This window comes from Acerihabitans sp., assembly GCF_036398755.1.
In the GTDB taxonomy this organism is placed as follows: domain Bacteria; phylum Pseudomonadota; class Gammaproteobacteria; order Enterobacterales; family Enterobacteriaceae; genus Acerihabitans.
The window spans coordinates 20,805-41,008 of the sequence record NZ_DASWOM010000128.1; the positions used below are offsets into that span (position 1 = coordinate 20,805).

General features: G+C 59.2%; 20 protein-coding genes. 4 read left to right on the plus strand and 16 right to left on the minus strand.

Going from position 1 to position 20,204, the window contains the following annotated elements; genetic code table 11:
• Nucleotides 1-128 precede the first annotated feature (128 nt).
• On the plus strand, nt 129-1,103 hold the full coding sequence (locus tag VGC33_RS20960; RefSeq protein WP_331122710.1) for an aldo/keto reductase: 975 nt from the start codon (nt 129-131) through the stop codon (nt 1,101-1,103).
• A gap of 43 nt (nt 1,104-1,146) precedes the next feature.
• On the opposite strand, the gene pgpA is transcribed toward VGC33_RS20960, so the two are convergent.
• The 6 genes from pgpA to nrdR form a co-directional block, all read right to left on the minus strand.
• Nucleotides 1,147-1,635, minus strand: coding sequence for a phosphatidylglycerophosphatase A (gene pgpA / locus VGC33_RS20965; RefSeq protein WP_331122733.1), 489 nt, complete (start codon nt 1,633-1,635; stop codon nt 1,147-1,149).
• Nucleotides 1,636-1,650: 15 nt separating this feature from the next.
• Complete coding sequence (thiL, locus tag VGC33_RS20970; RefSeq protein WP_331122711.1) at nt 1,651-2,628, minus strand: thiamine-phosphate kinase; 978 nt, start codon at nt 2,626-2,628, stop codon at nt 1,651-1,653.
• Nucleotides 2,629-2,701: 73 nt separating this feature from the next.
• Entirely contained in the window at nt 2,702-3,121 is a 420-nt protein-coding gene (gene nusB / locus VGC33_RS20975) for a transcription antitermination factor NusB (protein ID WP_162367690.1), read from the minus strand.
• 15 nt (nt 3,122-3,136) lie between these two features.
• The gene (gene ribH, locus VGC33_RS20980; protein WP_331122712.1) at nt 3,137-3,607 is read right to left on the minus strand and encodes a 6,7-dimethyl-8-ribityllumazine synthase; all 471 of its coding nucleotides are present in this window, start codon (nt 3,605-3,607) and stop codon (nt 3,137-3,139) included.
• Nucleotides 3,608-3,691: 84 nt separating this feature from the next.
• Nucleotides 3,692-4,816: a bifunctional diaminohydroxyphosphoribosylaminopyrimidine deaminase/5-amino-6-(5-phosphoribosylamino)uracil reductase RibD gene (ribD, locus tag VGC33_RS20985; protein ID WP_331122713.1), complete on the minus strand. Its 1,125-nt coding sequence runs from the start codon at nt 4,814-4,816 to the stop codon at nt 3,692-3,694.
• Nucleotides 4,817-4,826: 10 nt separating this feature from the next.
• A complete protein-coding gene (gene nrdR / locus VGC33_RS20990; protein ID WP_331122714.1) occupies nt 4,827-5,276 on the minus strand; it encodes a transcriptional regulator NrdR in 450 nt (149 codons plus the stop codon).
• A gap of 176 nt (nt 5,277-5,452) precedes the next feature.
• Between nrdR and VGC33_RS20995 the strand changes: the two genes are divergently transcribed.
• On the plus strand, nt 5,453-6,043 hold the full coding sequence (locus VGC33_RS20995; protein ID WP_331122715.1) for a SadB/YajI family lipoprotein: 591 nt from the start codon (nt 5,453-5,455) through the stop codon (nt 6,041-6,043).
• 77 nt (nt 6,044-6,120) lie between these two features.
• On the opposite strand, the gene secF is transcribed toward VGC33_RS20995, so the two are convergent.
• From secF to queA, 5 genes are all read right to left on the minus strand, one after another.
• Entirely contained in the window at nt 6,121-7,089 is a 969-nt protein-coding gene (gene secF / locus VGC33_RS21000; protein WP_331122716.1) for a protein translocase subunit SecF, read from the minus strand.
• 9 nt (nt 7,090-7,098) lie between these two features.
• On the minus strand, nt 7,099-8,946 hold the full coding sequence (gene secD, locus VGC33_RS21005) for a protein translocase subunit SecD (RefSeq protein ID WP_331122717.1): 1,848 nt from the start codon (nt 8,944-8,946) through the stop codon (nt 7,099-7,101).
• Nucleotides 8,947-8,973: 27 nt separating this feature from the next.
• Nucleotides 8,974-9,297 carry a preprotein translocase subunit YajC gene (yajC, locus tag VGC33_RS21010; protein ID WP_331122718.1) on the minus strand — a complete coding sequence of 108 codons (324 nt, stop codon included), beginning with the start codon at nt 9,295-9,297 and terminating at the stop codon, nt 8,974-8,976.
• Entirely contained in the window at nt 9,298-10,446 is a 1,149-nt protein-coding gene (gene tgt / locus VGC33_RS21015; RefSeq protein ID WP_331122719.1) for a tRNA guanosine(34) transglycosylase Tgt, read from the minus strand.
• Between the two features lie 96 nt (nt 10,447-10,542).
• Nucleotides 10,543-11,616: a tRNA preQ1(34) S-adenosylmethionine ribosyltransferase-isomerase QueA gene (gene queA / locus VGC33_RS21020; protein ID WP_331122720.1), complete on the minus strand. Its 1,074-nt coding sequence runs from the start codon at nt 11,614-11,616 to the stop codon at nt 10,543-10,545.
• A gap of 104 nt (nt 11,617-11,720) precedes the next feature.
• Here queA and VGC33_RS21025 point away from each other — a divergent pair, with 104 nt between their 5' ends.
• Both VGC33_RS21025 and VGC33_RS21030 read left to right on the plus strand, forming a co-directional pair.
• The gene (locus VGC33_RS21025) at nt 11,721-12,308 is read left to right on the plus strand and encodes an acyl carrier protein phosphodiesterase (RefSeq protein ID WP_331122734.1); all 588 of its coding nucleotides are present in this window, start codon (nt 11,721-11,723) and stop codon (nt 12,306-12,308) included.
• Nucleotides 12,309-12,536: 228 nt separating this feature from the next.
• Nucleotides 12,537-13,139, plus strand: a complete 603-nt coding sequence (locus VGC33_RS21030; protein ID WP_331122721.1) for a peroxiredoxin C — start codon at nt 12,537-12,539, stop codon at nt 13,137-13,139.
• 192 nt (nt 13,140-13,331) lie between these two features.
• Here the strand turns inward: VGC33_RS21030 and proY are convergent, their stop codons facing one another.
• The 5 genes from proY to phoR form a co-directional block, all read right to left on the minus strand.
• On the minus strand, nt 13,332-14,708 hold the full coding sequence (gene proY, locus VGC33_RS21035) for a proline-specific permease ProY (protein WP_331122722.1): 1,377 nt from the start codon (nt 14,706-14,708) through the stop codon (nt 13,332-13,334).
• A 70-nt stretch (nt 14,709-14,778) separates the two neighbouring features.
• A complete protein-coding gene (gene brnQ / locus VGC33_RS21040; protein WP_331122723.1) occupies nt 14,779-16,098 on the minus strand; it encodes a branched-chain amino acid transport system II carrier protein in 1,320 nt (439 codons plus the stop codon).
• A gap of 459 nt (nt 16,099-16,557) precedes the next feature.
• Nucleotides 16,558-17,670 carry a cobalamin-independent methionine synthase II family protein gene (locus VGC33_RS21045; RefSeq protein WP_331122724.1) on the minus strand — a complete coding sequence of 371 codons (1,113 nt, stop codon included), beginning with the start codon at nt 17,668-17,670 and terminating at the stop codon, nt 16,558-16,560.
• A 251-nt stretch (nt 17,671-17,921) separates the two neighbouring features.
• Nucleotides 17,922-18,860, minus strand: a complete 939-nt coding sequence (locus VGC33_RS21050; protein WP_331122725.1) for a PstS family phosphate ABC transporter substrate-binding protein — start codon at nt 18,858-18,860, stop codon at nt 17,922-17,924.
• Nucleotides 18,857-20,194, minus strand: coding sequence for a phosphate regulon sensor histidine kinase PhoR (phoR, locus tag VGC33_RS21055; RefSeq protein WP_331122726.1), 1,338 nt, complete (start codon nt 20,192-20,194; stop codon nt 18,857-18,859). Before phoR ends, VGC33_RS21050 begins: the two co-directional genes overlap by 4 nt.
• Nucleotides 20,195-20,204: the final 10 nt, after the last annotated feature.

The following is a 20,204-nucleotide window of genomic DNA, read 5'->3' on the forward strand; positions in this document are numbered from 1 at the left end:
CATGCAATGGGTCAAGGAAAACCGCATTAACCGGTTTGCCGGCCCGGGCGCCGGGCGGCAATGACCCGCCGCCCAGAACAAACTGACTATAATGTAAAAATTAACATCACCGCCATCAGGAGATAACCATGCAGTTTACCACGCTTGGCAAGACCGATCTTCGCATATCCCGCCTGTGCCTGGGTTGTATGACCTTTGGCGATCCCGCGCGCGGCAAGCATGCCTGGACCCTGCCCGAGGAGAGCTCGCGGCCGCTGATCAAGCAGGCGCTTGACCTGGGCATTAATTTTTTCGATACCGCCAATAGCTATTCCGACGGCAGCAGCGAGGAAATCGTCGGACGGGCGTTAAAGGACTTTGCCCGGCGCGAGGACATCGTTCTCGCCACCAAGGTCTATTTCCCCATGAGCAATCTGTCGGAAGGCCTGTCGCGCGCCAATATCCTGCAATCCATTGACGACAGCCTGTCCCGCCTTGGCACCGACTATGTTGACCTGCTGCAAATCCACCGTTGGGACTACAATACGCCGCTGGAGGAAACGCTGGAGGCGCTGCACGACGTGGTGCAATCCGGCAAGGCGCGTTTTATCGGCGCGTCGTCCATGTACGCCTGGCAATTTGCCCGCGCCTTGTATACCGCCGATTTGCATGGCTGGACCCGCTTTGTCAGCATGCAGGATCAGTACAACCTGATCCAGCGCGAGGAGGAGCGTGAAATGCACCCCCTGTGCCGGGCGGAAGGGATCGCGGTGCTGCCGTGGAGCCCGCTGGCGCGCGGCAGGCTGACCCGCCCCTGGGGCGAAACCACCGCGCGGGAAGCCTCGGATCTGGTCAGCAAGACGCTTTATGATAACAGCGCCGACGCCGATGCCCGCATAGCCGAACGCGTGGCGGCCATTGCCGACGACAAGGGGGTCTCGCGAGCCCAGGTGGCCCTGGCGTGGGTACTGAGCAAGCCGGCGGTGACCGCGCCCATCGTGGGAGCGTCGCGCGCCGAACAGCTAGACGACCTGACCGGCGCCCTGGACATCACCCTTGATGAGCAGGATATCGCCGAATTGGAGACCGCCTACGCTCCGCACCATCCGGTCGGTTTCCAATAAACCTGCGGCGGTAAGCAAAGCCTCGCCCCGGGCGGGCGGGGTTTCATAACAGCGGCCAGTGATGGCCGACGAAATAGATCATGCCGGCGCCGATAATGCCGGCCACGATATCGTCAATCATAATCCCCATGCCGCCGTGTACCTCCCGATCGAACCAGCGGATCGGCCAGGGCTTCCAGATATCCAGCACGCGAAACAGCAAAAAAGCCGCCGCTACCCAGCGCCAGTCGTTGACCGGCAATGCCATCAGCGTTATCCACATGCCGACAAACTCATCCCAGACCAGACAGCCGTGATCGTGTACGCGCATATCCCGTGCGGTCTGATGGCAGGCATAAACCCCCAGGCAGATGCTTAACATCACCACCAGTGAATACAGCTGCCAGGGAAGCTGGATAATCAGGCACCACAGCGGAATGGCCGCCAGGGAACCGGCGGTGCCGGGCATCCAGGGAAACATTCCGCTGCCGAATCCGGTGGCCAGCAGATGCCAGGGATTACGCAAGCGTACCCGCCCCTTGGCAAGGGCCATTTCCATGGTCATGGCTTACTCCTGGTTAAAATGGTCAAAACCCTGCCAATCGAAGGTGACCGGCTGGTTATCGCGTAATAATTGCAGGCCTTCACTACGGGGTCCAATCTGGCCGATGCAGGTAAAATCGGCGCCGGTATGTCCTAAGGCGACATCAAGCGCGCCGCGGTTGATTTCCGGCACGGTAAAGCAGAGTTCGTAGTCTTCACCGCCGCTCAAGGCCCAGCGCAGCGCCTGTTCCGGCGTGGCGTGGCGGCGCAGGGCGGTGGAATAAGGCAGGTCTTCCAGATGGATGCGCGCGCCGCATTCGCTCCTGTCGAGGATATGGCGCAGGTCGGACACCACGCCGTCGGAGATATCTATCGCCGAACTGGCCAGATCGCGCAGCGCCTGCCCCTGGAGGATACGCGGCTGGGGCCGCAGGTGGCGCGACAGCAGGTACTGGCGGTCCCGCGCCGAATCGACATCAAGCCGGTTTTGCAGGATGGCCAGGCCGGCGGCGCTGTCGCCAAGGGTGCCGGTGACATAAATCCAGTCGCCGATGCGGGCGCCGGATCGGGTGATGGCGCGCCCGGCGGGGATGAGCCCGTGGATGGTCAGCGTCAGGCTGAGCGGGCCGCGCGTGGTATCGCCGCCAATCAGCTGCATGCCGTAGTAGTCAAGCTGTTCATACAGGCTGTCGCTATAGGCGCCAAGCCAGGATTCATCGATGTCGGGCAGGGTGAGCGCAAGCGACAGCCAGGCGGGATCGGCGCCCATGGCGGCCAGGTCGCTGAGATTTACCGCCAGGGATTTATAACCTAAATCGGCGGGAGAGATGTCCGGCAGAAAGTGAATGCCCGATACCAGGGTATCGGTGCTGACCGCAATCAGTCGTTTTTCATCAACCGACAGCAGCGCACAATCATCGCCGATGCCCAGTACCACATCGCGCCGGACGCTCCTTACGCGATTGAAATAGCGGGCAATGAGGTCAAATTCGCCACAGGCCATAACCTATCCAAATATGTTGTCTATTATGCTATTGCGGAAAAGGGCCGCGGCCGGAGAACCGGCCGGAAAAGCGTTACTTTCTGTTGGGACGGATATGCGGGGCCGCTTTGTCCAGCACGCCGTTGACAAACTTATGGCTTTCTTCCGCGCCGAAGGTCTTGGCCAGTTCAATGGCTTCATTGATAGCCACTTTGTAAGGCACATCCAGGCGTTTGCTTAATTCATACAGCGCCAGGCGCAAAATTGCGCGTTCCACATGGCCCAGCTCGTCGAGCTGGCGTGAAAGGTAGGGCGCCATAAGCTGGTCCAGCTCCGCTGCATGCGTCGCCGTACCGGTATACAGCTCGCGAAAGTAAGCGATATCCACATCCTTGACATCCTGCTCCGCAAGGAACTGGACTTCAATATCCGCGATATCGTTATGAGATAACTGCCATGAGTAAAGCGCCTGGACGACACATTCACGGGCACGGCGACGAGCAGCAGGTTTCACGAATTTCCCCTTTACTTACGCTTTGATAGCTTTCAGTACGTTAATCATTTCCAATGCGGTCAAGGCTGCTTCCGCACCTTTATTGCCGGCTTTGGTACCGGCCCGTTCTATTGCCTGTTCAATGCTCTCCGTTGTCAGCACGCCGAAGGCTACGGGCAGCTCACTGCTCATGGCGACGCTTGACAAACCGGAGCTGCATTCGCCGGCGACATATTCAAAATGCGCGGTGCCGCCACGGATTACCGTGCCCAGCGCCACCACGGCGTCAAATTTTTTGCTATTGGCCAGGGCGCGCGTTGCCAGCGGCAGCTCGTAGGCGCCCGGTACCCAGACCACGGTGATATTGGCGTCTTTGACTTGGCCGATGCGCTTTAGGGCATCAATCGCGCCGTCAAGCAGGCTGTCGTTGATGAAGTGGTTAAAGCGCGCAATGGCAATCGCTATACGGGCATCCGGAGTGGCTACAACACCTTCAATAACGTTCATGGTTTTCCTTCAATTGGCAAATAGTGGTAATTGCCCACGAGGGGGCGGATTCTAACATATTCTTTTGCCCGCCGCTCGGGCCAATTACTGCGGGTGCCGCGGTTTGAGCCGCAGGCGGATATCCGGCCCCACCTGGCACAAGTCGGTAAAGTCAAACGCCGGCGCCTGAGCCAATGTCTCAAGTCCAGGCAGGTTACATAACCCACGCGCCTCGGCGCCCAGGAGTTTGGGCGCGAGATAGACAATCAGTTCATCCACGACCCCGGCGTCAAGCAAGGCGCCGGCAAGCGAAGCCCCGCCCTCGACCCACAGGCTGTTGACCTGGCGCCTGGCCAGCAGCAGCATCAGCGCCACGATATCGATATGCGCGGCGGCGCCCCGCGCGGCGGGCACCCTGAGCTGTTCGACCTCCAGCGGCCAGGATAAGCTGTCCGGTTGCAGGCGGGCGAGCAGCGTTGGCCCGGGCTGGGCCACCACGCGGTGCCCGGGCGTGACCCGGTTCCGGCTATCGATAACCACCCGTAAAGGCTGGCGCAGCGTTTCCCGGGCATATCCCGCGCGAATACCGTCCGGCAGGTCATTCCAGCGCACCGTCAGGGCCGGGTCGTCGGCCAATACCGTGGCGGCGCTGGAGAGAATGGCGCCGGCCTGGGCGCGGAACGTCTGCACGTCCGCGCGGGCCTGGGGGGAGGTTATCCACTGGCTTTCGCCGGAGGCCATGGCGGTACGGCCGTCAAGCGAGGCGGCAAGCTTAAGCTGTACATAAGGAAAGCCGGTGCGCATGCGTTTCAGGAATCCCGGATTCAGCGCCTCGGCCTCATTCATCATCAGCCCGTGCTCTACCGACACGCCGGCCTGGCGCAGGAGATACATGCCGCGCCCGGCCACCTGGGGATTGGGATCCTGCATCGCCACCACCACCCGCGCCACCCCGGCCGCCACCAGCGCGTCGGCGCAGGGAGGGGTGCGGCCGTGATGGCTGCAGGGTTCAAGGGTGACGTAAGCGGTGGCGCCGCGCGCCGCATCGCCCGCCATGCGCAGGGCGTGGACTTCGGCATGGGGTTCGCCGGCGCGCTGATGATATCCCTCGCCGACAATGTTGCCGTCGCGCGCGATGACGCAGCCGACGTTAGGATTGGGCGCGGTGGTAAAGCGGCCGCGCCGGGCCAGCTCAAGGGCGCGCGCCATGAAATATTCGTCAAGCGGCATAACGAGGTCCTTAGTCCTGGAGTCGGGCAATCTCTTCACCGAATTCGCGCACATCCTCAAAGCTACGGTATACCGAGGCGAAACGGATATAGGCCACTTTATCCAGCTTTTTCAGCGCGTCCATCACCAGGTTGCCGATCATCTTGCTCGGCACCTCACGTTCCCCGGTCGCCCGCAGCTGTGATTTGATATGATTGATGGCCATTTCGACATCGTCTGATTTGACCGGCCTTTTTTCCAGCGCCTTCAGGAAGCCGCCGCGCAGCTTGTCTTCATTAAACGGCTCGCGGATTTCATTACTTTTGATAACCCGGGGCAAGACCAGCTCCGCCACTTCAAAGGTGGTGAAGCGCTCATTGCAGACCAGGCACTGCCGGCGGCGCCGGACTTGGGATCCTTCCCCCACCAGACGGGAATCAATGACCTTGGTATCGACTGCGGAACAAAAGGGACAATGCATAAGGCGTCCTGCGCGGCGAAAACGGATAGGTTAGTTTAGCGCGAACCGGGCCGACAACAAAGAGGCAAGCCCCGGCAAGGGGTCGGTTCCAGGCAGGCGGGCGGTTATCATTTCATGACATCGCGCAGGTTCCGGGCTAAGCTGTATTCAACTGACAGAAAAAGGAAACTGTTGCTATGACAATCAGTTATCGTTCGCTTTACGCTACACTCGCCCTGCTGTCGCTTGCGGGCTGCGCCCAACAACCGAACCCTAAAATCCCGGAGTTGAAGAAGGAAATCGTCCAGCTCAACCAGCGCCTGCAGTACCTAAACGATGAGGCCTCGGCGCTAATGCAGCAAAATGCGCTTAATGAGCAGTCCACCGACGGCGTTTACCTGTATCCGGCGGCGCGGACCGGGGCGCGGGTCGAAAGCAATATCGGCAGGCTACAGGTCAGCCTGGGCACGGTGGAAACCGAAGCCAATGGGTCGCGCGCGCTGCTAAGCATCCGCACCGCCGACAGCTCGGCGCTGCCGCCGTTCCATGCGGTGGTGGACTGGGGCCAGGTGGATCCCGCCTCCGGCAAGCCGCTGACCGCCGATACGCTCAGCCAGCCCATCGTGGTGCCCACGTCCCTGCTACCGAAACCGGAAGCCACCGTCGAGCTGCGGCTTAGCGGCCTGACGCCGGAACAGGTGGGTTTTGTCCGCCTGCGCGATATAATCCGCAACGCCCCCGAGACGCCGCCCGCGCCGGACGCGGTAAAACCGTTGTCGCGCCAATAGGCGCTTTAGCCGCAGGCGCTGGACCATAAAAAAACCCCGCTAACGCGGGGTTTCAACGGCCGGTTCGCCAGCATGCGCTACGGTAGCAGCGATGGCTGGTCGGCGCCTTCTTTCTCGACTTTCTGCTGCATCATGTGTTCGCGCTTCATGCCCAGCTTCAACGCCAGGGCCGAGGCCACATAGATGGACGATACCGTACCTATGGTTACGCCGATAAGCATGGTAAGCGAAAAGCCCGCCAATATCGGACCGCCGAAGATAAACAGCATCAGCACCACCATGAGCGTGGTGGCGGAGGTCATGATGGTGCGGCTTAGGGTCTGGGTCAGCGACACGTTGATAATTTCGTAAGAGCTGCCGCGGCGGATCTTGCGGAAATTTTCACGAATACGGTCGGAGACCACGATACTGTCGTTAAGCGAATAGCCGATGACCGACATCAGCGAGGCGATGATGGTCAGATCGATTTCGATGTGAAACAGCGACAATACCCCCATGGTAATCACCACGTCATGCGCCAGCGCCAGCACCGCGCCCAGCGCCAGGCGCCATTCGAAACGAAAGCCGACGTAAATCAGGATGCAGATCAACGCCACCAGCAGCGCCATGCCGCCGGCCTGCGCCAGATCGCCGCCCACGCTCGGCCCGACGAACTCGATGCGTTTGACCACCGCGTTCTGCTCGAAGGTCTGGTTGATTACGCCAAGCACTTTATTGCCCAGCTCCTGCCCCGCGCCATCCTGCACCGGCGGCATGCGCACCATGATATCGCGGCTGCTGCCGAAATTCTGGATCAGCGGTTCCTTGAAACCGGCCTTTTCCAGGGCATCGCGCATGGCGTCCAGATCAACGGATTTCTCCAGGTTCAGTTCAATCACCGTACCGCCGGTGAAATCCAGACCCCAGTTAAATCCCCTGACGGACATGATGGCGACCGAGATAATCAGCAGCGTAATCGAGATGCTGAACGCCATATAATCCCAGCGCATAAAGTCATAGACTTTACGGCCGTAATTCAAATCTTCAACACTATGTTGCTGAGCCACAGCCCACTCCTAAATTGACAGCTTGTTGATGCGTTTACCGCCGTAAAGCAGGTTAACGATGGCACGCGTGCCGACAATCGCCGTAAACATCGAGGTGGCAACCCCAATCGCGGTGGTGATGGCAAAACCCTTGATCGAGCCGGTGCCGACCGCATACAGGATAATGGCGGTGATTAGCGTGGTGACGTTGGCATCAACGATACTGGAGAATGCGCCGCGATAACCTTCATGGATTGCCTGCTGGATCGATCGGCCGTTTTTCAGCTCTTCCTTGATACGTTCGTTGATCAGCACGTTGGCATCCACCGCCACCGCAAGCGTCAGCACGATCCCGGCGATACCCGGCATGGTCAATGTCGCCCCCGGCAGCAGGGACATGATACCCACGATCATCACCAGGTTGGCCACCAGCGCGGTGGTGGCGATCAGGCCGAACTTACGATACCAGACCACCATAAAGACAATGGACGCCACCAAGCCCCACAGACAGGCTTGCAGCCCCTGGGTAATGTTCTGCATGCCCAGGGTCGGGCCAATGGTCCGCTCCTCGACAATCTGGATCGGCGCAATCAATGCCCCCGCGCGCAGCAGCAGCGACAATTGGCGGGCTTCGTTCGGATTATCGATGCCGGTGATACGGAAGCTGTTGCCCAGGCGCGACTGGATGGTGGCGACGTTGATGACCTCTTCCTGTTTCACCAGGATCGAGCGGCCGTTGGCGTCTTTTTTGCCGCTGTCCTTGTATTCCACAAACAGCGTTGCCATCGGCTTGCCGATATTGTCCTTGGTGAAATTGGACATATTGGTGCCGCCGGTGCTGTCCAGCGAGATATTCACCTGCGGACGGTTATATTCATCGGCGCTGGAAGTGGAGTCGGTAATATGGTCGCCGGTGAGGATAACGCGTTTATACAGCACCACCGGCTGGCCGTCGCGGGTGGATTTCACTTCGGAATCCCCCGGTACCCGGCCGCTGGCGGCCGCGGTGCGGTCTACCGTGCTATTGACCAGGCGGAATTCCAGGGTGGCGGTGGCGCCGAGAATTTCCTTGGCGCGCGCGGTGTCCTGGATGCCCGGCAGTTCAACCACGATGCGGTCGGCGCCCTGGCGCTGCACCAGCGGTTCGGCCACGCCGAGCTGGTTGACGCGGTTACGCAGGATGGTAATGTTTTGTTGTACCGCGTATTCCCGCGCCTCGCGCAGGCGGGTGTCCGCCATGACGGCGCGCAGTCCGGTGTCGCCGACGTTGTTGAACACCAGGTCGCGATGGCGCGGCGTCAGGTATGAAACCGCCTGATCGCGGGCCGCCGCATCGCGAAAGCCCACCTCGGTGCCGTTATTATCGGATTTACGCACCGTGGCGTAGGGGATCCCTTTTTCACGCAGATCGGTGCGCAGGGTATCCATGGTCTGCTCCTGGAGTTTGCCCAGGGCGGTGTCCATATCCACTTCCATCAGGAAGTGAACGCCGCCGCGCAGATCCAGGCCCAGCTTCATGGGTTCGGCGCCCAGCACCGATAACCACGGCGGGGTGGCCGGGGCCAGGTTCAGCGCAACGATATAATTTTCGCCAAGCGCGTTTAACAGCGCCTCGCGGGCGCGCAGCTGCACGTCAGGATTGGCGAACCGCGCCAGGATGGCGCCATTTTCCAAAGCCACGGACTTGCTGGTGATATTTTGTTCTTTCAACACATTCTGGATCTGGACCAGCGTCGTCTCACTGGCGGCGGCACCGCGCGCGCCAGTGATTTGTACGGCCGGATCCTCACCATATAGGTTTGGAAGCGCATACAGCAGCCCGACGACCAGCGCCAGGATCAGCATAATGTACTTCCATAAAGGATAACGGTTTAACACGGCAGTTCCCTTCGGGAAAATCGTTAATTACAGCGCTTTCATCGTACCTTTCGGCAGAACAGCAGCCACGAAATCACGTTTGATGACAACTTCGTTGGTATCGTTGAGCGCAATGGCGATATAGCCGGTATCCGTGACTTTGGTGACACGTCCGACCAGGCCGCCGGTGGTCAGCACTTCGTCACCCTTGCCGATGGAGTCCATCAATTTTTTATGATCTTTGGCGCGTTTTTGCTGCGGACGCAGGATCATAAAGTAAAAAATCAAACCAAATACCACCAGCATGATCACCAGGGAGTAAGGACTTCCCTGAGACGAGCCGGAGGCTGCGCCAGAACTGAAAAAGCTCATTTAAATTCCCTCATTGTTATTTAACTCGACGACTAAAGGCGGAACGGGAAGCCCCCTCCGACCATAAAATTCTTCCACAAAGCGTCCTAATTTACCCTCTCCAATGGCCTGGCGTAAACCCGCCATCAGACGTTGATAATAACGCAGGTTATGGATGGTGTTCAGACGCGCACCGAGTATTTCGTTGCAACGGTCAAGATGATGCAAGTACGCGCGGCTATAATTGCGACAGGTGTAACAATCACAATGCTCATCCAGGGTCGATGTATCGCTTTTATGGCTGGCGTTGCGGATTTTCACCACGCCGCCGGTGACAAACAGATGGCCGTTGCGCGCATTACGGGTGGGCATGACGCAATCGAACATATCGATGCCGCGCCGTACTCCCTCCACCAGATCCTCGGGTTTGCCCACACCCATCAGATAGCGCGGTTTATCCGCCGGAATCTGCGGGCAAACGTGCTCCAGAATGCGATGCATGTCCGCTTTCGGCTCGCCCACCGCCAGGCCGCCCACAGCGTAACCATCAAAACCTATCTCTACCAGTCTTTTTACCGATACATCTCGTAAATCTTCGTAAACGCCGCCCTGGATTATGCCGAACAGCGCATTTTTGTTTTGCAGCTGGTCAAAACGCTCGCGGGAGCGGGCCGCCCAGCGCAGCGACATCTCCATCGATTTTTTCGCGTAGTCGTGGTCGGCCGGATACGGCGTGCATTCATCGAAGATCATGACGATATCCGAGCCGAGGTCGTATTGGATTTCCATCGATTTTTCCGGGCTGAGGAAAATCGCGTCGCCGTTGATCGGATTGCGAAAATGCACGCCCTCCTCGGTTATCTTGCGGATATCCCCGAGGCTGAATACCTGGAAGCCGCCGGAATCGGTCAGGATCGGACCGTGCCACTGCATAAAATCGTGCAGATCGCCGTGCAGTTTCATGATCTCCTGCCCCGGGCGCAGCCAAAGGTGAAACGTATTGCCCAGCAGGATCTGCGCGCCGGTTTCGGCCACTTCCTCAGGGGTCATGCCCTTTACGGTGCCGTAGGTGCCCACGGGCATAAACGCCGGCGTCTCAACCGTGCCGCGATCAAAGGTCAGGCGTCCACGACGCGCCAGGCCGTCGGTATTGATTAATTGATACTTCACTCGTCCTCCGGCACCGGATAAACAGTCCGATGCGGTCATTGCCGCAACCCTATTGTCGCGGCAAGAAAAGCCCGGCGGAGAGTCCCGCCCGGCCGGTTATGCGTCCCCGATGGTTTCCTGCGCCGCCTGGGGATTGGCGGTGATAAACATGGCGTCGCCATAGCTGAAAAAGCGATATTGTCCGGCGACCGCCTCGTGATAAGCCGCCATAGTATGCCGGTAACCGGCAAAGGCGGATACCAACATGATCAAGGTTGATTCCGGTAAATGAAAATTGGTCACCAGCACGTCGATAACCCGAAAGCGGTAGCCTGGGTAAATAAAGATATCGGTATCGCCGAAAAACGGCGTAAGTTTCCCGCCGGCGGCGGCCCGGGCGGCGCTTTCAAGCGATCGCACCGAGGTGGTGCCCACCGCTATCACCCGGTTGCCGCGCGCCTTGCAGGCCAGCACCGCGTCGACAACCTGCTGGGGGACCTCGGCGTATTCCGTGTGCATGACATGTTCTTCAAGCTGGGAAACCCGCACCGGCTGGAAGGTGCCTGCGCCGATATGCAGCGTGACAAAGGCCATCTCCACGCCTTTGCCGCGCAGCGCGTCAAGCAGGGGCGCATCGAAATGCAGGCCGGCGGTGGGCGCCGCCACCGCGCCGGGACGTTCGCTGTAGACCGTTTGGTATAATTCACGGTCGGCGGCGTCGTCCGGGCGATCGATATAGAGCGGCAGGGGTATGTGCCCGGCGTCGTTAAGCAGCGTCAGGACATCCCGTTCCTCGTTGAATAGCAGCTCGAACAGGGCGTCATGGCGGGCCACCATGGTGGCGCTGATGCTTTCATCGTCGCCGAGCAGCAGCGCGCTTCCGGGTTTGGGCGATTTAGAGGCGCGCACATGGGCCAGCACGCGGTGTTCATCCAGTACCCGTTCCACCAGCACTTCGATTTTACCGCCGCTGGCCTTGCGGCCGAACAGGCGCGCCGGGATAACGCGGGTATTGTTGAATACCAGCAAATCGCCGGGAGACAGTTTGTCCAGCAGGTCGGTAAATACGCCGTGGGTTATCTCGCCCGACGGCCCGTCCAGCGACAGCAGGCGGCAGGCGCTGCGCTGCGGCTGGGGATAATGGGCAATCAGGTTTTCGGGAAGATCATAGGAGAAATCGGCCACACGCATTTCAGTTCACTTTACTCAAAAAACAGGCGGGTTAGTCTAGGGCTATGCGTCGCCCGCTGCAAGAAATAAGCGGAATCAAACTCTTTTTAACCTATACTCATGGCATGAATTTTCTTGCCCATCTTCATCTCGCCTCGCTGGCGCAAAGCTCATTACTGGGCAACCTGATGGCGGACTTTGTCCGCGGCAATCCCGACGGCCAGTTTGCGCCGCCGGTGGTGGCGGGTATCCGTATGCACCGCAGGATTGATGTCATTACCGATAGCCACCCCGAGGTCAAGACCGCGAAGATGTTATTCAGCGCCGGTTACCGGCGGGTGGCGCCGATTGCGCTGGACGTGGTGTGGGATCACTTCCTGGCGCGGCATTGGCTGCGCCTTGAGCCGGGACTGCCGCTGCGCGCCTTTATCCAGCGCGTCGAGAGCGAAATAACACCCGCCCTGCCGGATACGCCGGAGTCGTTCCAGGCGCTTAATCACTACTTGTGGCGCGAGCGCTGGCTGGAGCGTTATGCCGATCTGGCGTTTCTGGCGCCGGTTTTCAACGGTATGGCCGGCCGTCGCCCCCGGCTGGTGGCGCTGAGCGGTATCTTTCCGGAAATCGAGCGGCATTATCCCGCGCTTGAGGCCTGTTTCTGGCGTTTGTACCCGGACCTGATGCATATGGCGGGCCGGGGTGCCGAATCACTATAAGTGTCGCTTGGCTATTTGTGGCGCGGTGTTTGAGTTAACGCCTTTTGGCCTTTCATCGGAAGGGCTTATTTTGTATTATAAATATTGAATAATAGGCTCTTCAATTGGTCAAAGCTATCTCACCGATTGGCGTCATGGCCTTTTACCCCTGGACATGAGACCTTATACTGGCGCTCGTTTCGTTTCTTTTATTAGCAACTCACTTAACCGCTTTTTACAGGAGTACTCATGGTACTGGTAACCCGTCAAGCCCCCGATTTTACCGCAGCAGCTGTGTTGGGCAGCGGCGAAATCGTTGAAAATTTCAACCTGAAAAGCCATATCAAAGGCAAGCCCGCCGTTATCTTCTTTTGGCCGATGGACTTTACTTTTGTGTGTCCGTCTGAGCTTATCGCTTTTGACAAGCGTTATGCTGAATTCCAGAAGCGCGGCGTGGAAATTATCGGCGTGTCCTTTGATTCCGAGTTTGTGCATAACGCCTGGCGTAAAACCCCGGTGAACGAAGGCGGCATCGGCGAAGTGCAGTATCCGATGGTAGCCGACGTGAAGCATGAAATCATTCGGGCCTATGGTATCGAGCATCCTGAAGCCGGCGTTGCGTTGCGCGGTTCGTTCCTGATCGATAAAGAGGGCGTGGTGCGTCATCAGGTGGTCAACGATTTGCCGCTGGGCCGTAATATTGACGAAATGATGCGTATGGTTGACGCGTTGCAGTTCCATGAAGAGCACGGTGAAGTGTGCCCGGCCCAATGGGAAAAAGGTCAGGAAGGGATGGGGGCGTCGCCGGAAGGCGTGGCGAAGTACCTGTCCGAGAACGCCAGCCGTTTGTAATAGTCTGTTGATTTTGCCTGCTTAGCGCGGGCAATCGAAATATACCGTCGGATAACCGGCGGTTTTTTTATGCCTGAATTCGACCCCATCGGCACGCTCTCCCTTGAACACGCCTGCTTTTGAGTCCGATGCTGGCGGGCCTGGCATGCCGTGGGGCGCTTTCCCTTTAACGCGACGTATGTAAGCGCGGTGTTAGCGGGCGATTGCCAGTCGAGCTTTATGGCGTTGCATCAGGGCATAACTGATAAGCAGTAATATCAGCCAGATCCCGCCGGCATATAATGAGACGCGCGTTACCGGGAAATAGCCTATCAGGCCGATGATAAACAGCAGGAACAGCACGCCGGCCGCCGAGGTCAGCGCGCCGCCCGGCAGGGGGAACGCCAGCGACTTGGCCCGCTGCGCGCCGATCCGTCGCCGAAAGCCGATTTGCGAGCACAGGATCATGATCCATACCCAGACCGTGGCAAAGGTGGCCAGCGAGGCTATCACCAGGAAAATATTTTCCGGCATGATGTAATTGAGGTAAACCGCCAGCAGCAGCGCGAAGATCATCGCCAGTACCGTGACCCAAGGGATGCCGTTGCGCGATACCCGGGCGAACATTTTTGGCGCGTGTCCCTGTCCGGCCATGCCGTGCAGCATGCGTCCGACGCCGAACACATCGCTGTTTATCGCCGAGAGCGAGGCCGTGAGCACCACGAAATTGAGGATGCCGGCGGCGGTCGGGATGCCAAGCTTCTGGAAGGTAAGCACAAAGGGGCTGCCTTCGGTGCCCACCTGATCCCAAGGGTAGATGGACATGATGACAAACAGCGTACCGACATAAAAGACCAGGATGCGCCAGGGTACGGAGTTGATTGCCTTAGGGATCGATTTTTCCGGTTCATTGGCCTCGCCGGCGGTGATGCCGATAATTTCAATGCCGCCGTAAGCAAACATCACCATTTGCAGCGACAGGATCATGCCCATTACCCCGTGGCTGAAAAAGCCGCCGTTGGACCAGAGATTATGGATGCCGGTCGGCTGTCCGCCGTTTCCCAGCCCCCAGATAATGATGCCGAAGCCGGCCAGGATCATAATGATAATGGTGGCCACCTTGAAAAACGAGAACCAGAATTCCATTTCGCCGAAGGCTTTGACATTCAGCAGGTTGATGGCGCCGATAATCAATACCACGCTCAGTACCCATACCCAGTGCGGCACCGTCGGGAACCATACGCCCATGTAGATGCCGAAGGCGGTGACGTCGGCGATGGCGACAATCAGGATTTCGAAGCAATAGGTCCAGCCGGTGATATAGCCGGCCAACGGCCCGAGGTTATCCTGGGCGTAGCGGGAGAAAGACCCGGCATGGGGGCTGTGCACCGACATTTCACCGAGTGCGCGCATGATAATATAGGCCACCACGCCGCCAATCATATACGCCAGCAGCACGCTGGGACCGGCCATTTTAATGGCGTCGGCGGAGCCGTAGAACAGCCCGGTGCCGATGGCGGAACCTAAGGCCATAAAGCGAATATGCCGAGTGGTAAGACCCCGTTTTAATGCCGAGGGTTGTTGTTGCATGACCCGTTTACCCTGTTTTTCAGTCGAGAATAGCCACGGGGCGACCCGTGGCGAATAAAGCGCGCAAAGTTTATAACCGGACGATGGCCTTGTGATGCGCGGCGTACTTATCATAGAAAGCGACCATGATGCCGATGGCAAGCGTGGGCGGCAGCCAGGCCAGGCCTTGGGCCGACAGCGGCAGGTGCTGTATCCACTCGGGCAGCCAGAGGTGGAATGATGAGAGCTTTATGGCGTCCACACCGCCGAAAACCAGGCTTATCAGCATTGCCGGCGCGATAATCAGGGTGCTGCTGCGCCACCAGCGCAGCGTAAAGCTGAGCAGGATAAGCACGATGCACGGCGGGTAGATCGCGGTCAGCACCGGAATGGAAAACTGAATCAGGTGGCTTAGCCCGAGGTTGGACACCAGCATGGAAAATATGCCGAGGATAAACACCAGCGTACGGTAGGAGAGCGGCAGGTGCTCGCTGAAGAATTCGGCGCAGGCGCAGGTCAACCCCACCGCCGTCACCATGCAGGCGACAAAAATCAGAATGGCCAGAAAGCCGCTGCCGGCATTGCCAAAGGTGTACTGGACGTAGGCATGGAGGATTTCGGCGCCGTTTTGCGCCGACGGCAGCAGTGCGCTGCTGCCCGAACCAAGTTTAAACAGCGTGATATAGACCGCCGTCAGGCCGGCGCCGGCTATCAGCCCCGCCAGTATGGTGTAGCGGGTCAGCAGGGCGGCGTCGCTCACGCCGCGCGAGCGGGCCGCGTTGACAATCACGATGCCGAACACCATGGCGCCCAGGGTATCCATGGTCAGGTAGCCGTTGACAAAACCGTTGGAGAACGGCATATGGGCATAAGCGTCGGTGGCAGGTATGGGATTGCCCGCCGGCCACAGCAGCGCGGCGGTGCCCAGTACCGCCAGGGCCAGCATTTTCAGCGGCGCCAGGATGTGCCCGACGGTATCCAATAAGCGGCCGGGATAAAGCGAGATGCCGATCACCAGCGCGAAATAGACCAGGCTGTAGAGAAACAGCGGCAGTTCGCCCTGGCCGGTAAAGGGCGCCAGGCCGACCTCAAAGGATACCGTCGCGGTGCGCGGCGTGGCGAACAGCGGCCCCACCGCCAGGTAACACACCACGGCCAGCAGCAGTCCCGCTTTCCTGCCGATGGGGGAGCTGAGGGCATCGATGCCCCCGCCCACCCGGGCCAGGGCAATCACCGTCAGTACCGGCAGTCCCACCGCGCTTATCAGGAACCCCGCCGCCGCCCACCAGACATAAGGGCCGGATTGTAATCCCACCATCGGCGGAAAAATGATATTGCCCGCGCCGACAAACAAGGCGAAGGTCATAAAACCCAGGGCAAGGATATCTCGAATGCTTAAACGCTGACTCATGGAATAATATAATGCCTGTCTGAAAGCGAAAGATAAGTAAAACCTATGGCAACTGCGTCACCTAACAAGGGTTATTACAGCATCAGCGGCAATAGAACACGCCGAGGGTGGTGCCGTAACTGCGTCATTCGATCGGCACGGAGCGCCAAACGGGGCAAAAGGCAGCGTAACTAATGCCATAACCGGTGCAATAACCGGCGCAATTTAAACGTTTAACGCGCGATAAGGCAATAGTTGAGGTTAAAAGCAGAGTAATCAGCCAATAAAACGGCCTAAAAGCAGTGAATACTGTCAGTTTTTTCGGTATAACCGCGACAAGATAGCTGAAGAAGCTCACTTTTAACCATAACACAACCCGATGGATGCCTGGCGCCGTTGATTGCCCATTGAGCGCGCCCGGCATATCAGCCGATGGCGCGCGGGATGGCCGGCGCGGCTAAGGGGATTAAGCGCGGACGTTTACCAGGCGCGGCGCGCGACGTCTACGACCAGCCGCAGTTTGTCCCACTGCTGGGCTTCGGTCAGGCGATTGCCCTCTTCCGTCGAGGCAAAGCCGCACTGCGGGCTGAGGCACAGCTGATCCATGCTGATGTAGCGCGTGGCCTCGCGCAGCCGGACCAGCACCGCGTCGGGATCCTCCAGTTCTCCGGTTTTCGAGGTTATCAGTCCCAGCACCACCTGCTGGTGGCCGGGTTTGATAAAACGCAGCGGCTCGAAACCGCCGGCGCGTTCGGTGTCATATTCCAGGAAAAAAGCGTCAACCTTGACCTCGCCGAACAGAATCGGCGCCACGGGTTCATAACCGCCCTCGGAAATCCAGGTGGAGCGAAAGTTTCCGCGGCAGACATGCAGGCTGACCACCAGATCGTCCGGTTTGCCCGCCAACGCTTTATTGAGCACATCCGCGTAGATGCGCGCCAATTGCTGCGGGTCTTCGCCGCGCTCGCGGATCTGGCGCTGCTGGTCGGTTGAGCACAGATAGGCCCACACGGTATCGTCCAACTGCAGGTAACGGCAGCCGGCGTCGTAAAAGGCGCGGATGGCGTCATGCCAGGTCTGGGCCAGATCGGCGAAATAGTCCGCCAGATCGGGATAAACGGCGGCGTCGATGGCGCCGCGACCGCCGCGAAAATGCATCACGCTCGGGCTGGGTATGGTCATTTTAGCCACCGCGTCGCCGGCCACGCCGCGCAGATACCGAAAATCCGCCAGCATCGGATGATGGCGGAACGCCACCTTGCCGGTGACTTTGATGCTGCGCGCTTTGGTCTGCACGCCGGAAAACTGGATCCCCTGGGAAACCTCGTAGCCTTCCACGCCCTCCAATCCTTCAAAAAAATCGAAATGCCACCAGGCGCGGCGAAACTCGCCGTCGGTGACCACCTGTAGCCCTAAATCGCGCTGCAGTTCAACCACCCGGGCTATTTCGGCATCCTCGACGGCGCGCAGCCGCGCGCTTGTGATATCCCCTTGTTGCAACTGGCGGCGGGCAAGCTTGATCGCCTCGGGGCGTAACAAACTGCCCACCACATCCGCGCGAAAAGGAGGAAGATTTCTTTGTTTTGTTTGCATAGTAGAACGGCTCCGGCGTGGCGGGCCGCGCTATGGGCCGCCAAAGGGGATTTAAGTAAAGGGCCCTGGATGTTAACAGTCACGGCAGGAAATAGTTTCCGCGGGCAACTCATGGACATCCGGACGTCTATATTGACTGAGCCATACTACCATGCGTTAGCGCGGCGCATTCACGAAGAAAATTCATTCGAGTTGAAAAGCTTTCATGTTGAGCTGCGGGTCACCGCTTTCCCTCGCCGTTCCGCCGCGTCTTATTCCAGCCCGATATCCCGGCGCGCCTTGATCCTTACCGTTTCCGGCAACGGCTGGTAGCCGCCCTGGCGGGCGCGGCTTTGGCCCCGGGGCGATAAAATCCGGTCCATAAACGCGGCGGTGCCCGGGGCCAGGGGAACGTCGGGCGGTTTATTCAGATAAATATACAGGTAGCGCACCAGCGGATAGTCGCCGTTCAGTAAGGTCGCCTCATCCGGCGTTACCCGGCGGCCGGCGTCATCGGTTAACGCCAGGATCCTGACGCCTGTGGTATGAAAACCCATGCCGGCGAAACCGATGGCGTTGCGTGACGCGCTTACCGCCTGCGCCACCGACGCCGAACCGGGCAGCTCGTTAACCGACTCCAGCAGATCGCCGCCGCACAGTACGCGCTGGCGAAATAATCCATAGGTGCCGGAGGCGGAATTGCGGCCGTAGCGCAGCAGGGATACATCAGCCCAGCCCCCGGTAAGGCCGAGTTCGCCCCAGCGCGTGATCGGCCGGGCATCGCCACAGCTGCGGGTGATGGAAAAAATGGCGTCCAGCTGGCGCAGGCGCAGGGTCGGCAAAGGGTTGTCCTGGTTAACCAATATCACCAGCGCATCCAACGCCACCGGCACCGCCAGGGGTGGATAACCGTAGTGACGCGCAAACGCGGCGATTTCCGGCCCGCTCATCATGCGGCTCATCGGCCCTATTTGCGCCGTGCCGGCGGCCAGCGCGGTTGCCGCCGTGGCCGATCCGCCCGCCTGGATCTGCACGCCGACATCCGGGAAGTCATGCCTGAAATCCGCCGCCCACAGCGCCATGATATTCGCCAGGGTATCGGAACCGCTGCTGGTAAGGCTACCCGACAGTACCGGCAGCGGCCGCGCCGCCGCGGGCAGGACCGCCAGTATCCAAAGCAGCCAGCCCAGGGTTTTTACCGCTTTTATCATCGGGATCTAATACGTGGTAAGTGAGTGGCGCTATTGTCGGTCAGGACGGCGGGTACAATCAACCGGTTGGGCAAGGTAAAAAAGAAACGGGTACCGGCGCCGGGTTCGCTGATGACATCAAGCCGCGCATCGTGATTGCCAAGGGCGTGCTTTACGATGGCAAGCCCGAGGCCGCTGCCGCCGGTCTGGCGCGAACGGGCCTTATCGACCCGGTAAAAACGCTCGGTCAGGCGCGGCAGATGTTCCGGGGCGATGCCCGGCCCGTTATCGCTGACCTGAAACTGCGCGCCGTCGGGCGTACGCTGCCAGCACACCTCGATACGGGTGCCCGGCGGCGTATGGATGACCGCATTGTAGATAAGGTTGGACATCGCGCTGCGCAGCTGATCTTCATTGCCGCGCACCATTAACTGTTCGTTGACCCGAAACACGATTTCATGCCGTTCCTGGCTGAGCGCGCCGGCGCTTTGCTGCAGGCGCCTGAGGATGGCGGGAATATCGATGCGATCATTGACTTCGCCCTGCGGCGCGGCCTCGATACGAGATAAGACCAGCAGTTGCTTGACCAGGCGCTCCATGCGCTGCGTCTGATCCTGCATGGTATGCAGGGCCTTGGCGCGGATGGCCTCATCCATATCCTGGTCGCTCATCATTTCCAGATAACCCTGCAACACCGTCAGCGGCGTACGCAGCTCATGGCTGGCATTGGCGAAAAAGTTGCGCCGGGCCCCTTCCAGCTGACGCATCTGGGTCACGTCGCGCGCCACCATTAACAGCTGATCGTCGGTATAGGGCATCACGCGGAATTCTACATAGCGTTGCTTGTTAAGCAGTAGCGTTAACGGCCGCTCGAAAGATCGGCTCTGTATATAGCTGTTGAATTCAGGATAACGCAGCAAGTTGAGGATATGCTGGCCGTTGTCTTCCGGCCAGCGGAACCCGAGCAGCTGTTGCGCCAGGCCGTTGCACCAGAATATATGGCCGTCGTCGGTCAGCATCACCAACGCATCCGGCAGGGTTTCGGCGCCGCTGCGAAACCGTTTAAACAGCGTGGCCAATTCCCGCCGCCGCCGCCGGTGGCGCAACTGCATCTGATGCAAGCCGTAAAACAGCGGTTCCCAGCTTCCCCGCCCAACCGGCGGCTTATGCCTGAGATCAACCCATAGCCAGCGCGACAGCCGCAGTTGGTAATAATAATTGCGCACCAGCGCCGCCAGCAGCGCCGCCACCAGAAGCCAGGCCAGATGGCCGACGAAAAGCGACAATAACAGGGCCGGCAGGCAAAACAGCCCCAGCTCAAGCACTATTTTACGCCAGGATAATCGTTCTAGCACCGGCAAAGCT

What these genes read in the sequence shown, in the direction of transcription:
- thiL (WP_331122711.1), bottom strand. Translation starts at nt 2,628, where the DNA reads ATGGCCTGTGGCGAATTTGACCTCATTGCCCGCTATTTCAATCGCGTA.
- VGC33_RS21050 (WP_331122725.1), bottom strand. Translation starts at nt 18,860, where the DNA reads ATGATAAAAGCGGTAAAAACCCTGGGCTGGCTGCTTTGGATACTGGCG.
- VGC33_RS21025 (WP_331122734.1), top strand. Translation starts at nt 11,721, where the DNA reads ATGAATTTTCTTGCCCATCTTCATCTCGCCTCGCTGGCGCAAAGCTCA.
- pgpA (WP_331122733.1), bottom strand. Translation starts at nt 1,635, where the DNA reads ATGGCCCTTGCCAAGGGGCGGGTACGCTTGCGTAATCCCTGGCATCTG.
- proY (WP_331122722.1), bottom strand. Translation starts at nt 14,708, where the DNA reads ATGCAACAACAACCCTCGGCATTAAAACGGGGTCTTACCACTCGGCAT.
- yajC (WP_331122718.1), bottom strand. Translation starts at nt 9,297, where the DNA reads ATGAGCTTTTTCAGTTCTGGCGCAGCCTCCGGCTCGTCTCAGGGAAGT.
- nrdR (WP_331122714.1), bottom strand. Translation starts at nt 5,276, where the DNA reads ATGCATTGTCCCTTTTGTTCCGCAGTCGATACCAAGGTCATTGATTCC.
- VGC33_RS20960 (WP_331122710.1), top strand. Translation starts at nt 129, where the DNA reads ATGCAGTTTACCACGCTTGGCAAGACCGATCTTCGCATATCCCGCCTG.
- queA (WP_331122720.1), bottom strand. Translation starts at nt 11,616, where the DNA reads ATGCGTGTGGCCGATTTCTCCTATGATCTTCCCGAAAACCTGATTGCC.
- ribD (WP_331122713.1), bottom strand. Translation starts at nt 4,816, where the DNA reads ATGCCGCTTGACGAATATTTCATGGCGCGCGCCCTTGAGCTGGCCCGG.
- ribH (WP_331122712.1), bottom strand. Translation starts at nt 3,607, where the DNA reads ATGAACGTTATTGAAGGTGTTGTAGCCACTCCGGATGCCCGTATAGCG.
- brnQ (WP_331122723.1), bottom strand. Translation starts at nt 16,098, where the DNA reads ATGAGTCAGCGTTTAAGCATTCGAGATATCCTTGCCCTGGGTTTTATG.
- VGC33_RS21045 (WP_331122724.1), bottom strand. Translation starts at nt 17,670, where the DNA reads ATGCAAACAAAACAAAGAAATCTTCCTCCTTTTCGCGCGGATGTGGTG.
- VGC33_RS20995 (WP_331122715.1), top strand. Translation starts at nt 5,453, where the DNA reads ATGACAATCAGTTATCGTTCGCTTTACGCTACACTCGCCCTGCTGTCG.
- VGC33_RS21030 (WP_331122721.1), top strand. Translation starts at nt 12,537, where the DNA reads ATGGTACTGGTAACCCGTCAAGCCCCCGATTTTACCGCAGCAGCTGTG.